The organism is Flagellimonas marinaquae, assembly GCF_023716465.1.
Lineage (GTDB): Bacteria > Bacteroidota > Bacteroidia > Flavobacteriales > Flavobacteriaceae > Flagellimonas > Flagellimonas alginolytica.
In genome coordinates this window covers 1,161,591-1,174,698 of sequence record NZ_CP092415.1, presented here as the reverse complement: position 1 = coordinate 1,174,698, position 13,108 = coordinate 1,161,591, and the positions used below count along the sequence as shown (strand labels likewise).

Sequence of the window (13,108 nt, the reverse complement as noted above, 5' to 3'; positions counted from 1 at the left end):
AAATTTAAGTAGCATTATCTTATTTAACAAAATTGTCCAAAGGCCTTGGAAAAGAACCTTTGGACATTAATTTTTTAGTATGTTATCTAGGCTTAGAAAGCTTCTTCGCTAGATGCAAATGTCCAAGCAAATACTGAAGTATCCGCTCCAACAGTTGCATCGCCGGAAGTAGCAATGCTTGCAGCGTTGTTTGTAAATTTCACTGCATCTGCAGGAGCCAAGTCACCAGCTATTATATCTGCTAAAAGAACACCTTCTGGCAATACGATTTCCCAATTGGAGAAAGCGATTCTATCGTTTGTAAGTTCCGTAGCGGAATCTGCACCATTAACATTAACTGTAGCACTTGCTCCAAAGCCGTAGGCCAATACATTGTTAAGGTCAGCAATAAGGCCATCTCTAAGGTCGGCATACATACTAGAAGTGCCAGCGCCTATAAGCGTAATGTCTTCAAGTGTGTAACCACCTTCTGTGGCAACACTACCTTCAGGACCATCAAGTTCAAGACCAGTACCGGACTCTGACCCCATGATTACCAATCCGTTGGTCAATGTTCCAGTCCAAGCTTGGTCTGCATCGAATCCGTCATCACCTTGAGACCATACCAAAGCATTGGTTACATTCACAGATCCACCGAACCACTCGATACCATCATCTTGATTGGCAACGATCTCTATGTGGTCAACCATCGTTTCGGAACCTACACCACCAAGTGTCAATCCATTGATTTCGTTGTCAGCAGCTATGGCAACACCACCGTGACGGATGGATATGTACTTTAAAGAACCGGAATAGTCTTCTGGGTCGGTACCACCATATTGTCCATAATCTTCATCAGCAGGAAGTCCTTCAATTTGAGCTGTCTCTATATCGCCATTAACGGAAATAGGCGCTTTACCCAAAACAATAACACCGCCCCAAAGACCGGTATCTGCGGTAGTCAATGTGCCGGTTGTTTGTCCTTGCTCAATACCGTCAAGTACAGAGGTAAAGATAATTGGACTTTCAGCAGTACCTTCTGCCATCAATATACCACCTTGGTCAACTACAAGTGCAGAAGCTAGGGTTTCTTGTCCTTCGGCCCCCTTAATGATTGTACCTGGTTCAATGGTCAAGGTAACACCATCACTCACGATTACTTTTCCATCCAAAACATATATGTTCTCTGCTGTCCAAGTTTCATCGACAGTCAAGAAACCAGTTTTTGTGATTGTTGTGCCTAGAGGCTCTGCAGGAATAGCGCTTTCAGAAGCGGCCAATGTCCATGAGAAAGCATCGATATTGGCACCTACACTTCCACTACCTACAGCGGTGGCATTGTCCAAAAATTTACTTTCATCACCTTCTGCAAAATCACCGGCAAAGATATCGGCCATAACCACACCTTCTGGCAATACGATTTCCCAGTTAGAGAAAGTAATTCTATCGTTGGTAAGTTCAGTAGCTGAATCAGCTCCATTAATATTTACAGTTGCTGCAGCTCCAAAGTCATACGCAAAAATGTTGTTCAAGTTTGCAATAAGACCATCTCTAAGATCGGCATACATGCTGGAAGTACCAGCTCCGATGAGCGTAATATCTTCAAAAGTATAACCACCTTCAGTAGCGGCACTGCCTTCTGGCCCGTCTAATTCTAAAGCAGAACCGGACTCTGTGGACATAACAACCACACCATTGGTCATGGAGCCAGTCCAAGCTTGGTCTGCATCAAAACCGTCGTCACCTTGGGACCATACCAAAGCGTTGGTTACGCTCACAGTTCCACCGAACCACTCGATACCGTCATCTTGGTTGGCCACGATCTCAATATGGTCAATAGTTGTACCGGAACCAACACCACCAAGTGTCAATCCATTGATCTCGTTATCAGCAGCGATGGCAACACCACCGTGACGGATAGAGATGTACTTTAAAGATCCAGAGTCGTCCGCTGGGTCGGTACCACCGTACTGTCCGTAATCTTCATCGGCAGGAAGCCCTTCAATCTGAGCAGTCTCGATATCACCGTTAACGGAGATAGGCGCTTTACCCAAAACTATAACACCGCCCCATAGACCGGTATCAGCTGTAGTCAATGTTCCTGTGGTTTCTCCGGGCTCAATACCGTCAAGTACAGAGGTAAAGATAATCGGAGAGCTTGGAGTACCTTCGGCAATTAAAGTACCGCCTTGGTCAACTACAAGAGCGGAAGCAAGAGTTTCTTGTCCTTCCTCGCCTTTAATAATTGTACCAGCTTCAATAGTTAGAGTTACACCATCAGCAACGATTACTTTTCCATCCAAAATATAAACGTTTTCAGCTTCCCAAGTTTCGTCTGCCGTTATAAACCCAGTCTTGGTTATTTCTTCGCTCGTAACAGGCGGATCATCATCTGTTGGATCTGTACCACCGTTATCATCGCTGCTACAAGAGCTTACCGCAAAGGAAGCAATGGTCAACAAAGAAAAAATGAATTTTTTCATAATCTTTAAAGTTGTTTTTTCGTTTAAATTAAATTTGGTCGATTTCAACCATTAGTTCATCGCTGCAAAGAAACAGGGAGGGTGTAAAAGCCGTGTTAGAGGTATGTTAAGTGTTTATTTCAGTTGTGTTACAATAAGGTTACCAGATTAAATGAACGTTAAGCATTTATCCCGTAAGTGTATTATCTTTACATTTGAGCGTTTAACATAGAAATACCAACCCATGAACAACAAGGATATTAAGATTCTATTGGTTGACGATGAACCCGATATATTGGAAATTATTGGGTATAACCTTTCGGCCGAAGGATATGAGGTCTTTACCGCAAAAAACGGCGTCGAGGGCGTGGCCAAGGCCAAAAAGAAAAACCCGCATCTGATCATTATGGATGTGATGATGCCAGAGATGGATGGTATTGAAGCATGCGAAGTTATCCGAAGTACCCCCGGTCTGGACAATACCATAATTACATTCCTTACAGCTCGTGGCGAGGATTACTCCCAAATGGCCGGTTTTGATGCCGGAGCCGACGATTACATTACCAAGCCCATAAAGCCCAAAGTTTTGGTAAGCAAGGTAAAAGCTTTGTTAAGAAGGTTAAAGGACGAGAAAAAAGAAGTAGAGGATATAGTTAAGGTCGGTGATATCGTCATCAATAGGGAAGAATATAAAATTGTGAATGCCGGAGAGGAAATGGTACTGCCAAGAAAGGAATTTGAACTACTCTCCCTACTTACCTCCAAACCCAACAAAGTGTTTAAGCGCGAGGTTATTTTGGATAAAGTTTGGGGCAACGAGGTAGTTGTGGGCGGGCGCACCATAGATGTACATATTAGAAAACTACGCGAAAAAATCGGCGACGATCACTTTAAGACTGTAAAAGGTGTGGGGTATAAGTTTGTACTCTAATGGCTATAAAGCTTAAAAAGTCATATAAATTTGCTTTAAGGTCTTCCCTGGTCATAACTTTCTTGATTACGGTCCTTTTTGTTGCATTCCATAACGATTTCGGGGATATGCCCTGGCCAAATGTAGTGCTGTTTGCTTTTATAAGTTTTATCATTTGCTTTACCATTATCCAGATCAGGGTGGAACGTTTTATCTATCGTAGAATAAAAAAAATATACGATGATGTGTCGCTACTTGAGTCGTCTACCTTTTCTTCCAAACCGGTTACCACCGATATGAGGACCTTGGTCCAAGAAATCGAAAAATTTGCCGAAGGAAAGAAGATTGAGATCGACACCCTTAAAATTAGGGAAGAGTACCGAAAAGAATTTTTAGGCAATGTTTCCCACGAACTAAAAACACCACTTTTTACAGTGCAAGGCTATATTCTGACCTTGCTCGATGGGGCAATGAACGACAAGAAACTTCGTAAAAAGTATCTACAACGTGCCAACAAAGGGGTTGAACGGCTTATTTACATAGTAAAAGACCTCGATTTGATCACCAAGCTCGAAGCTGGAGAACTTAAACTGGAGCGAGAGGATTTTGATATTATGGAGCTTATTCAAAATACGTTCGATCTCTTGGAAATGAGGGCGGCCAAAAAAGAGGTGTCCTTAACCTTTGATATGAATTATCCCAATCCCATCTACGTGAATGGGGATAAGGAAAAAATACAACAGGTAATGAGCAATTTGTTGGTCAATGCCATTAAATATGGATTGCCCAAAGGAACGGCCGAGGTAAGTGTGGAAGATTTGATCAAGAACAAGGTTATCGTAAGGGTGACGGACAATGGTGCCGGAATCCCAAAACAGCATATACCTCGTTTATTCGAACGCTTTTATCGTGTAGATCAAAGTGGAAGCCGTTCGGAAGGAGGGTCCGGTCTCGGATTGGCCATAGTAAAGCATATTGTGGAGGCCCATGGTGAGAAAATCTATGTGGAGAGCGAAGTGGATGTCGGTTCCGAGTTTTCATTCACTTTGGAAAAAACTTCCGCAGCGACAAAAACACCGAACAAAGAAGAAAAATCCACCATCGGTTCAAACTGATTCAGCCCTTTATAATCGACCACTTTGGATAGGTCGTCCAAAATGAAGTCTTCTTGGGTGCTAAAGGGGACCAAGCCTTGTTTTTGCATACGTTTCGCCAAATATTCCTGCTCGTACTGGCCCGGTGTTGGAATAAAAAATGCTTTTTTCTCCAATTTTGCCAAATCCATGACCGTAGTGTACCCAGATCGGCAAAGAACCTTTTTGCTTTGGTTCAGCGCATTCTCCAGCTCATCCGATTTCATAAAGTTGAATAAGGTTATTTTTCCATGGGGCGAATGTATTTCTTCGGATGTCTGTTCCTCTTCGATCTTACCTTTCACAAATAGGATATTGCCCTTGAACCCATTTAGCTCCTTGAGTAACTTTTCTTCCAAAAGGGTGCGTTGTGGTTCGGGACCGGAGAGCAGGACCATTAAATCGTAGATAATGGGGAGTTCCTTTTTTTCAAATCGGCTTAATGGGCCCAAATATGCAATATTCAGCTTCGTCTTTTTTAAATGCCCCAACTTTCCGGTTAAATTAGGTTTTCCCTTTACATCGGGCACCCAGCATTCATCAAACTTTTTAATGATTTTTTGATGGGCCTTGGAGCTCATCCATGTTGTATTCCCCGAGAGTACATTGAGCTGGTGAGTAATAAAGACGCAAGGCACTTTTTTGTAATAAGCACCAAGACGATTGTCGGAAATAATGCCATCCAGCCCATACTCTTTTACCAAGCGTTTTACCGCTTTCTTTTCCTTGGCCATTGCTTTAAGCACTTTGGGGGAATCCCAGATCATTTTTATTTTAAAATGCTTTCCTTTTTCCGCATAAGATATTTTGTAAGATGGCAAATCAAAAACCGGTAAATGGGGAAACTCCTTTTTAAGGAGCGCCAAGGCAACGCCGTCCGAAGCAATAAAAGGTTGATGTCCGTGCTTTAATAGCTCATGAATAATAGGTATGCATCTCGTGGCATGTCCCAGACCCCAATTTAATGGAGCAACCAGAATGCGTTTGGAAGAATTCATAACAACAAAAAAACAAAATGCGAATTGCTTTTAGATTTCCTTAGTTTTGCCAAATCATTAATTTTTTGCGCAATTCGATACCAAAGTGGGAAGTAAAAATAAACTCAAGAGGTTCAAGGAGAACGAAACATTTGCCAATGTGGTGCAGCCCACACGAGAAGATGTTTTGGCCGGGTTCAAGCATAAGGGCCAATGGGCCTCCTTTTTCGGCAACAACAATCCCATAGTTTTGGAGCTGGGCTGTGGAAAAGGGGAATACACTATAGGTCTTGCCCAAATGAACCCTGACAGGAATTACATTGGCATCGATATTAAAGGAGCGCGATTTTGGCGTGGGGCCAAAACAGCCATTGAGCAAAATCTGGGTAACGTGGCCTTTTTGCGTACACAGATTGAGTTGGTGGACCATTTGTTCGACGAGGGCGAAGTGAGCGAAATCTGGATTACGTTCCCCGACCCACAGATCAAGTACAAGCGAACAAAGCATAGGATGACAAACCCTGTGTTTCTGGAACGCTATAAAAAAGTACTGAGGCCGGGAGGGGTAATTAATCTTAAAACCGACAGCGAGTACATGCACGGGTATACCCTTGGCCTATTACAGGGCTTGGGCCACGAAATACTCTATGCCAACCACGATGTGTATAAAAATGAAGGAGCACCATCCGAAGTTCTGGAAATTCAGACTTTCTACGAAAATCAGTATCTTGAAAACGGAAAACCAATCACATATATCCAATTTAGGATCAACTAATCAATGACCCACGTACTCATCCTCTTTTTTGCCACATTTTCGGCAGCCTTTATGGCTACCGTACCCCCGGGCTTGCTGAATATGAATGCAGCTAAGGTGAGTGTGGAAAAAGGAAAGCTCAATGGGGTTATTTTCAGTTTGGGTGTATCCAGCACCATTATGGTTCAGGCCTATATTGCAGTGTACATATCAAAATTTCTGTACCGCAATCCGCAGGTGATCGATATTCTTTTTAAAATTGCCGTTGCGGTCTTTGCCTTTTTTGCCATTTACTTTTTTGTGATGGCTAAACGGAACAAGACCAAATCCCAGCAGGGCATAAAGGAAGTAAATCTAAGTAAAAAGAATAGTTTTTTTAAGGGCGTTCTCTTGGCGGCCCTTAATTTGTTGACCATTCCCTATTATAGTGGTTTAAATGCCATGTGGAACGAGGCGGGTTGGATAAAGTTCAAGGCCGAGGACATTACCACCTTTGTAGTAGCGGCGGGCGCGGGTACATTTTCTGTACTATATCTGTATACTTTTTATTTTGATAAAATGGAAACAAAGACCAACCGTTTTTCCAAAAATTCCAATTATATTTTGAGTGCCCTAATGCTCTTATTGTTGATCATTACCCTAATTCGTATTATGTACCGCTAGTATGGAGGAAATAAGCTTCTTTGACAAAGTTTACGAAGTAGCCAAACAGATACCTTATGGCAGGGTGACATCCTATGGGGCCATAGCCAAATATTTGGGAGCTGCCCGTAGTGCCAGAATGGTAGGTTGGGCCATGAACAATTCCCATACCAAAGATGTTCCAGCACATCGGGTAGTCAACCGAGCGGGCATATTAACGGGCAAGCACCATTTTGATGGAAGTAATATGATGCAACAATTGCTGGAAAACGAGGGCATCTCGGTCAAGGACAACCAAATTGTCGATTTTCAGAAATACTTTTGGGATCCCGTAGTGGAATTATGATCAATATCCCGGGGGGTGCATTTCATCAAACGAAGTGTTGTCCTGAAAAGCTTTTGCCAATAATAGAATACTTTCCTCATCGTACAAGTTCCCCACGAAGGTCATACTGGTAGGATGATTTTTTTTATCCAATCCGGTTGGCACTGCAATTACAGGGTGCCCTGTTAAATTTGTGGCCAAAAGTTGATCGTTTCCAAATGAAGGGGAAATCAAAACGTCGTAATTCTTCATTAAATCCTGCATTTTTTGGATAAGCACCTGTCTTTGCCTGTTGGCCTGAATGTACTCCACAGCAGGGATAAACCTGCTTTGTCTCAGGGAATTGGCGCGTGATCGCCGGTCCTGTTCAACCATAGTGTCCACTCCTCCAGAACGTACAAGTTCATCAAAAAAAGCACCGGCTTCTGCCCTCAGAATAATATCGAATCCTCGATAAGGAATATCCTTGGGCATTTCCACAGCGGTGGGTTCAATACCAAGATCCTTTAGCGATTTTAAGGCGTTTCTTAAATTATCGCCAGAATCAGTAGTATCTTTTTCAATATCTTTTATTAAATAGGCCACCCTCAAACTTTTGATGTCTCTTTTCCAATCCACACCAAAGGGCAGGTCTATGGTGGTCAGGTCATTTTTGTCTTTTCCTTGAATCGCTTCAAAAACAATTGCGCAATCTTCGGCATTTCTTCCCAAAGGCCCAACTTTGTCCATTGACCAGCTTAGGCTCATAACACCATGCCGGCTCACCCTGCCGTATGTAGGGCGCAGGCCTGTGACCCCATTCCGTGTGCTCGGGGAGGTAATGGAGCCCAAAGTTTCCGTGCCCAAGGCAAAAGGAACAAGCCCAGCAGATGTAGCAGAACCTGACCCTGCCGAAGACCCACTGGCTCCTTGGGTAGTGTCCCAAGGATTTTTTGTTTTGCCATCGAACCAAACATCGCCACGGGCCAAAGCTCCGGATACAAGTTTGGCCACTAAAATGGCTCCGGCATCCTCAAGTTTTTGAATTACGGTGGCGGTCTCATCAATAATTTGATTCTTATAGGGTGCTGCGCCCCATGTGGTAGGGTAACCGGGAACGGACATTAAATCTTTGGTTCCATAAGGGATACCGTGCAGGATGCCCCTATACTTGCCATTTTTTATCTCTTCGTCAGCTTTTTTGGCCTGTTCAAGCGCCAAACTTTCGGTAATGGTAATGGTACACTGCAAAGCAGGTTGATATTTTTTTAATCGCTCCAAAAAAAATGTGGTGAGCTCGGTCGAGGTAATTTTCTGATTTTTGATCAATGAGGCCAATTGAGGAATAGTGTAAAAGGCCAGCAGATCATAAGGTTTAGGGATTTCTACATTGTCGGGAATAATCCATTGGCTGCCATTTTGTTGCTCTGGCATGGTAAAATCAAAAGGAGTGGGGTCAAAGCGCACGGCAGGAAATACATCGTTGCCCAAAGAATATTTGCGCAAGGAATCGAACCCGCTTCGATTTCTTTTAAGATAGGGGTAAAGTGTGTCGATCGCTCTATCGGGGAACTTCAGTCCGATCAATTTCTCGGATTTCTTTACGTCTCTTTTGGTGAAGGAATTTTTATGGGTTGAGCAAGAGATCCAAAACAGAGAAATAACCAAAAGGGCGAACAGGGTAACTTTGTTTTTTGGTAGCATGTTGGTCGAGTTAGTTGGATAATTGCTTCTAAGCTACAGATTTTAGGAAAAATGCACATAATAATCTATCTTTTTTATAAAGGGATCGCGTAGTTGCCAGTATGTAAAAAGTAAAAACCCATTTATTTTGAAATTCAACAGTACTACTTCTTAATCTAACCCCAACACCGTATCTTTGTAGTTTAGAACCAGTTCAAACAATTGGTCAATAAATTATTAGGTTTCATGAAGTTGAAAAAAGCAGACATTCTAAGAGCATTGGAAAAAATATCCGCCCCGGGCGAAGGCCAAAATTTGGTCGAGAGCGGTTCGGTGAAGAATGTTCAGGTATTCGGTGATGAGGTAGAAGTGGATGTAACCATAAAGAATCCTAGTCTTCAGGCTAAGAAGAAGACCGAAGTGGAGATTTTGAAAATCATCCATAGTGAAGTTTATGAGAAGGCGAAGATCAAGGTCAACCTAAAGGTTGATGCCCCTGCAAAACCGAAAGTGAATCAGATAAAAGGAAATCCCATTCCGGGAATTCAGAATATTATAGCCGTTGCATCTGGTAAGGGAGGTGTTGGAAAGTCAACTGTTACTGCTAATTTGGCCGTAACCTTGGCCAAAATGGGCTTTAAGGTGGGATTGTTGGATACCGATATCTACGGCCCGTCCATGCCCATTATGTTCGATGTGGCCACGGAGAAACCTTTGTCCATAAATGTGGAGGGCAAGGCTAAAATGAAGCCTATCGAAAATTATGGCGTAAAGCTACTTTCCATCGGATTTTTTACAGAACCCAACCAAGCTGTGATTTGGAGGGGGCCTATGGCAGCAAAAGCATTGAACCAAATGATTTTTGATGCGCATTGGGGAGAGTTGGACTTCTTGTTATTGGATTTGCCTCCAGGAACGGGAGATATCCATTTAAGCATTATGCAATCCCTACCGGTAACCGGGGCAGTGGTAGTGAGTACCCCTCAGGAAATTGCATTGGCCGATGCCAGAAAAGGTGTGGCCATGTTCCAGCAAGAAGCGATAAATGTGCCCGTGTTGGGAATCGTGGAGAATATGGCGTATTTTACACCTGCTGAACTACCGGACAACAAGTACCACATATTTGGTGAGAACGGTGCAAAAAACCTTTCGGAAGATCTAAATGTACCGTTCTTGGGAGAGATTCCGTTGGTGCAGAGCATCAGGGAGGCTGGAGATGTGGGAAGGCCGGCTGCTTTACAGACCGCGACCCCTACCGAAGAAGCCTTTGAGGAACTGACCAAGAACGTGGTTCAGGAGATGGTGAGAAGAAATACCGATCTTCCCCCTACCGAAGCAATTAAGATTACAACAATGGCCGGTTGTTCCGCCGTTAAAAAGAAATGAGCATGGCAACAATGACATCAGAAGAAACAAGAAGCAATGTAGTAAAAGCATTGGATGAAATACGTCCGTTTTTACAAAGTGATGGCGGCGATATTACTTTGGTCTCCATTGAGGACAATATTGTTACGGTGCGATTGGAAGGGAATTGCATTGGTTGCAGTGTAAATCAAATGACCCTAAAGAGCGGAGTGGAAATGACCATAAAAAAGTACGCTCCCCAGATTGAGAAAGTGGTCAACATCACCTAGCTGATAAAAATCATTATTCCTTTTTTGGGCAAGTAGTAAGTTGCATGCCAAAAATTCTAGTTTATGATCAAAACCGATATTCTGATAATTGGGGCGGGACCTACGGGTCTCTTTGCTGTTTTTGAAGCAGGCCTGTTACAACTCAAATGTCACTTAATAGATGCATTGCCACAACCGGGAGGGCAATGTGCCGAGATATACCCCAAAAAACCCATTTACGACATCCCAGGATATCCAGAAGTGCTCGCTGGGGAATTGGTGGACAATTTAATGGAACAGATCAAACCGTTCCAACCTGGATTCACCTTGGGAGAACGCGCCGAGACCATCGAAAAATTGGACGATGGCTCTTTTATCGTTACCACCAATAAAGGAACTAAACACCATGCGCCCATAGTTGCCATTGCAGGCGGACTGGGAAGCTTTGAACCAAGAAAACCGTTATTGGAGAACTTGACCAAGTATGAGGACAATGGAGTGTCCTACATGATCAAGGAACCTGAGGTCTATCGAGATAAAAAGGTATTGATTGCCGGGGGAGGAGACTCTGCGTTGGATTGGTCCATTTTTTTGGCAGACGTGGCCAAAGAGGTTACGTTGGTGCACCGAAGAAATGAATTTAGAGGAGCATTGGATTCCGTTGAGAAAGTTCAGCAGCTCAAGAACGAAGGAAAAATCAATCTGATTACACCCGCAGAAGTAATTGCCTTAAAGGGTGAAGATAAATTGGAGCGAGTAACGGTAAAAAATACCGGAACCGCCGAAGAAATAGAAGTTGACGTTGATACTTTTATTCCTTTATTCGGACTTTCGCCCAAGTTGGGGCCAATTGCCAATTGGGGATTGGAAATCGAAAAAAACGCGATAAAGGTCGACAATACCTACGATTATCAAACAAATATTCCTGGAATTTATGCCATTGGGGACGTTAATACCTATCCTGGCAAATTAAAACTTATCCTTTGTGGATTTCACGAGGCTACCTTGATGTGCCAAAGTGCCTATCAAAAAATATTCCCGGATAAAAAATATGTAATGAAATATACCACCGTAGGAGGTGTTACGGGATTTGACGGAAGCAAGAAAGAAGCACCAAAAGCCGTAGTAAAAGCTATTGACTAAGAATAAATTAAATTTAAATCGTTAAGAAAACCACCTGTAATGGTTTTTAAATAGGTATGAGCGATATCAAATTAAAAATAGTAGACCGGGACGGCAAACTGCACGAGGTGGATGCCCCAACAGATATGAACATGAACCTAATGGAAGTTGTGCGTTCGTACGAACTTGCTCCAGAGGGTACCATAGGAATATGCGGTGGAATGGCCATGTGTGCCTCTTGCCAGTGCTATGTGAAATCCGATCACCAGCTTCCTGAAAAAACAGATGATGAGGAGGCGATGTTGGCCGAGGCTTTTTTTGTAAAGGACAATAGCCGTTTAGGCTGCCAAATTCATATTACCGACGATTTGGATGGTCTGGAGGTGGAGTTGGCACCGGAAGAAGGCTAATGGAACTTTCTCTTAAAAGTCCAGGTTCCAGTAAAAAGCAAAAACTTTATCTTTAGTCCTTCTGGTAATTAAAAACATGGGAAGGACATTATTATACGGGTTACTTTTTCTACTGTCCATAAGTAGCCCTGCTCAAAAAAAAGTCCCTATTTTAACCGAAATAGTTACGGACAATGCCAAGATTTTTACAGAATCCGAGCTCGATGTGCTACGCACAAAACTCTATCAATTTGAATCGGAGACGACCAATCAATTAGTGATTTTTACGATTAATGAGCTTGGTAATGAGACTATTGAGCAATATGCACTCAATGTCTTTAACCAAAATAAGCTGGGGCAGGCGGGCAAGGACAATGGTATTCTGATTCTTTTTTCAAAACTGGATAGGGAAGTTAGGATAGAGGTGGGCTATGGATTAGAATCATATATTACCGATGCGGTGGCCTCGAGGATTATTAGAAATACCATGATCCCCAAATTTAAGGAAGAGGACTATTTTTCAGGTTTGGACCTGGCAACGGACCAGATTATCAAGTTTCTTTTAGATCCCGGGGCATTGGAAGAGTTTAAGGAGGAAATGGATTCCGAAGAGGCAGCACCCTGGTGGCTTTACGGGGTTATTGGATTGTTTTTGATGGTCTTTGTTGCCGCAGGAGGATTTGTTTTTTATAAAGGCTATAGTACATTTCTGGAAATCCTAAGAGGTATGTTCATTGGAAAATTAGCTATTTTCCGTGGAGTTTTTATGGCCTTATTTATGGGAATGCCTGTCATTTTTGGCTTGGTATTTATGGGGATGCCCCTCTTTTTTATGGGTTTACTTTTTGGCTTGGAAGATCAAATGAACGCCATGGTGGAGGATTTAACGTGGATATTTTGGGGACTTATCCTTTTTGTCCTGACAACAATTGCATTGGTAATCGTAAAGATCAAAAGAAAGGGCGATGAAGAAATAAAGGTGTCGTTTTTTAAATCGGATAAGGATTATATGAGCAAGACATTTTCGTCCACCGGAACCCATTCCTTTGGTTCTGGGTCCGGGAGTAGTTCGTCGGGCGGTTTTTCCGGAGGTGGCGGGAGTTCTGGTGGAGGTGGTGCCAGTGGGAGTTGGTAATTGTA

General features: G+C 42.9%; 13 protein-coding genes. 10 read left to right on the top strand and 3 right to left on the bottom strand.

Going from position 1 to position 13,108, the window contains the following annotated elements:
* Positions 1–92: 92 nt before the first annotated feature.
* Positions 93–2,462 carry a hypothetical protein gene (locus MJO53_RS05300; RefSeq protein ID WP_252080748.1) on the bottom strand — a complete coding sequence of 790 codons (2,370 nt, stop codon included), beginning with the start codon at positions 2,460–2,462 and terminating at the stop codon, positions 93–95.
* A 223-nt stretch (positions 2,463–2,685) separates the two neighbouring features.
* On the opposite strand from MJO53_RS05300, the gene MJO53_RS05295 reads away from it, so the two are divergent.
* Entirely contained in the window at positions 2,686–3,372 is a 687-nt protein-coding gene (locus MJO53_RS05295) for a response regulator transcription factor (RefSeq protein WP_252080747.1), read from the top strand.
* Positions 3,372–4,466 (top strand): sensor histidine kinase, encoded by a 1,095-nt coding sequence (locus MJO53_RS05290; RefSeq protein ID WP_252080746.1) that lies wholly within the window; start codon positions 3,372–3,374, stop codon positions 4,464–4,466. Before MJO53_RS05295 ends, MJO53_RS05290 begins: the two co-directional genes overlap by 1 nt.
* On the opposite strand, the gene MJO53_RS05285 is transcribed toward MJO53_RS05290, so the two are convergent.
* Positions 4,352–5,482 (bottom strand): glycosyltransferase, encoded by a 1,131-nt coding sequence (locus MJO53_RS05285; protein ID WP_252080745.1) that lies wholly within the window; start codon positions 5,480–5,482, stop codon positions 4,352–4,354. The genes MJO53_RS05290 and MJO53_RS05285 overlap by 115 nt on opposite strands.
* Positions 5,483–5,567: 85 nt before the next feature.
* Between MJO53_RS05285 and trmB the strand changes: the two genes are divergently transcribed.
* The 3 genes from trmB to MJO53_RS05270 are packed head-to-tail and all read left to right on the top strand — an operon-like array spanning position 5,568 to position 7,203.
* Positions 5,568–6,236 (top strand): tRNA (guanosine(46)-N7)-methyltransferase TrmB, encoded by a 669-nt coding sequence (trmB, locus tag MJO53_RS05280; RefSeq protein WP_252080744.1) that lies wholly within the window; start codon positions 5,568–5,570, stop codon positions 6,234–6,236.
* 3 nt (positions 6,237–6,239) lie between these two features.
* Complete coding sequence (locus MJO53_RS05275) at positions 6,240–6,878, top strand: LysE family transporter (RefSeq protein WP_224836275.1); 639 nt, start codon at positions 6,240–6,242, stop codon at positions 6,876–6,878.
* Position 6,879: 1 nt separating this feature from the next.
* Positions 6,880–7,203: an MGMT family protein gene (locus MJO53_RS05270; RefSeq protein ID WP_252080743.1), complete on the top strand. Its 324-nt coding sequence runs from the start codon at positions 6,880–6,882 to the stop codon at positions 7,201–7,203.
* Here the strand turns inward: MJO53_RS05270 and MJO53_RS05265 are convergent, their stop codons facing one another.
* Positions 7,204–8,865: an amidase gene (locus MJO53_RS05265; RefSeq protein WP_252080742.1), complete on the bottom strand. Its 1,662-nt coding sequence runs from the start codon at positions 8,863–8,865 to the stop codon at positions 7,204–7,206.
* Between the two features lie 225 nt (positions 8,866–9,090).
* Here MJO53_RS05265 and MJO53_RS05260 point away from each other — a divergent pair, with 225 nt between their 5' ends.
* The 5 genes from MJO53_RS05260 (at position 9,091) to MJO53_RS05240 (ending at position 13,103) form a co-directional block, all read left to right on the top strand.
* Entirely contained in the window at positions 9,091–10,230 is a 1,140-nt protein-coding gene (locus MJO53_RS05260; protein ID WP_252080741.1) for an Mrp/NBP35 family ATP-binding protein, read from the top strand.
* Between the two features lie 11 nt (positions 10,231–10,241).
* Complete coding sequence (locus MJO53_RS05255) at positions 10,242–10,478, top strand: NifU family protein (RefSeq protein WP_224836447.1); 237 nt, start codon at positions 10,242–10,244, stop codon at positions 10,476–10,478.
* Between the two features lie 63 nt (positions 10,479–10,541).
* Positions 10,542–11,600, top strand: coding sequence for an NAD(P)/FAD-dependent oxidoreductase (locus MJO53_RS05250; RefSeq protein WP_224836279.1), 1,059 nt, complete (start codon positions 10,542–10,544; stop codon positions 11,598–11,600).
* Positions 11,601–11,656: 56 nt separating this feature from the next.
* Positions 11,657–11,989, top strand: coding sequence for a 2Fe-2S iron-sulfur cluster-binding protein (locus MJO53_RS05245; RefSeq protein ID WP_252080740.1), 333 nt, complete (start codon positions 11,657–11,659; stop codon positions 11,987–11,989).
* 76 nt (positions 11,990–12,065) lie between these two features.
* Positions 12,066–13,103: a TPM domain-containing protein gene (locus MJO53_RS05240; RefSeq protein WP_252080739.1), complete on the top strand. Its 1,038-nt coding sequence runs from the start codon at positions 12,066–12,068 to the stop codon at positions 13,101–13,103.
* Positions 13,104–13,108: the final 5 nt, after the last annotated feature.

Coding starts and splice junctions, on each gene's coding strand:
- MJO53_RS05290 (WP_252080746.1), top strand. CDS start 3,372: ATGGCTATAAAGCTTAAAAAGTCATATAAATTTGCTTTAAGGTCTTCC.
- MJO53_RS05240 (WP_252080739.1), top strand. CDS start 12,066: ATGGGAAGGACATTATTATACGGGTTACTTTTTCTACTGTCCATAAGT.
- MJO53_RS05245 (WP_252080740.1), top strand. CDS start 11,657: ATGAGCGATATCAAATTAAAAATAGTAGACCGGGACGGCAAACTGCAC.
- MJO53_RS05275 (WP_224836275.1), top strand. CDS start 6,240: ATGACCCACGTACTCATCCTCTTTTTTGCCACATTTTCGGCAGCCTTT.
- MJO53_RS05270 (WP_252080743.1), top strand. CDS start 6,880: ATGGAGGAAATAAGCTTCTTTGACAAAGTTTACGAAGTAGCCAAACAG.
- MJO53_RS05285 (WP_252080745.1), bottom strand. CDS start 5,482: ATGAATTCTTCCAAACGCATTCTGGTTGCTCCATTAAATTGGGGTCTG.
- MJO53_RS05265 (WP_252080742.1), bottom strand. CDS start 8,865: ATGCTACCAAAAAACAAAGTTACCCTGTTCGCCCTTTTGGTTATTTCT.
- MJO53_RS05260 (WP_252080741.1), top strand. CDS start 9,091: ATGAAGTTGAAAAAAGCAGACATTCTAAGAGCATTGGAAAAAATATCC.
- MJO53_RS05250 (WP_224836279.1), top strand. CDS start 10,542: ATGATCAAAACCGATATTCTGATAATTGGGGCGGGACCTACGGGTCTC.
- MJO53_RS05295 (WP_252080747.1), top strand. CDS start 2,686: ATGAACAACAAGGATATTAAGATTCTATTGGTTGACGATGAACCCGAT.
- MJO53_RS05300 (WP_252080748.1), bottom strand. CDS start 2,462: ATGAAAAAATTCATTTTTTCTTTGTTGACCATTGCTTCCTTTGCGGTA.
- MJO53_RS05255 (WP_224836447.1), top strand. CDS start 10,242: ATGACATCAGAAGAAACAAGAAGCAATGTAGTAAAAGCATTGGATGAA.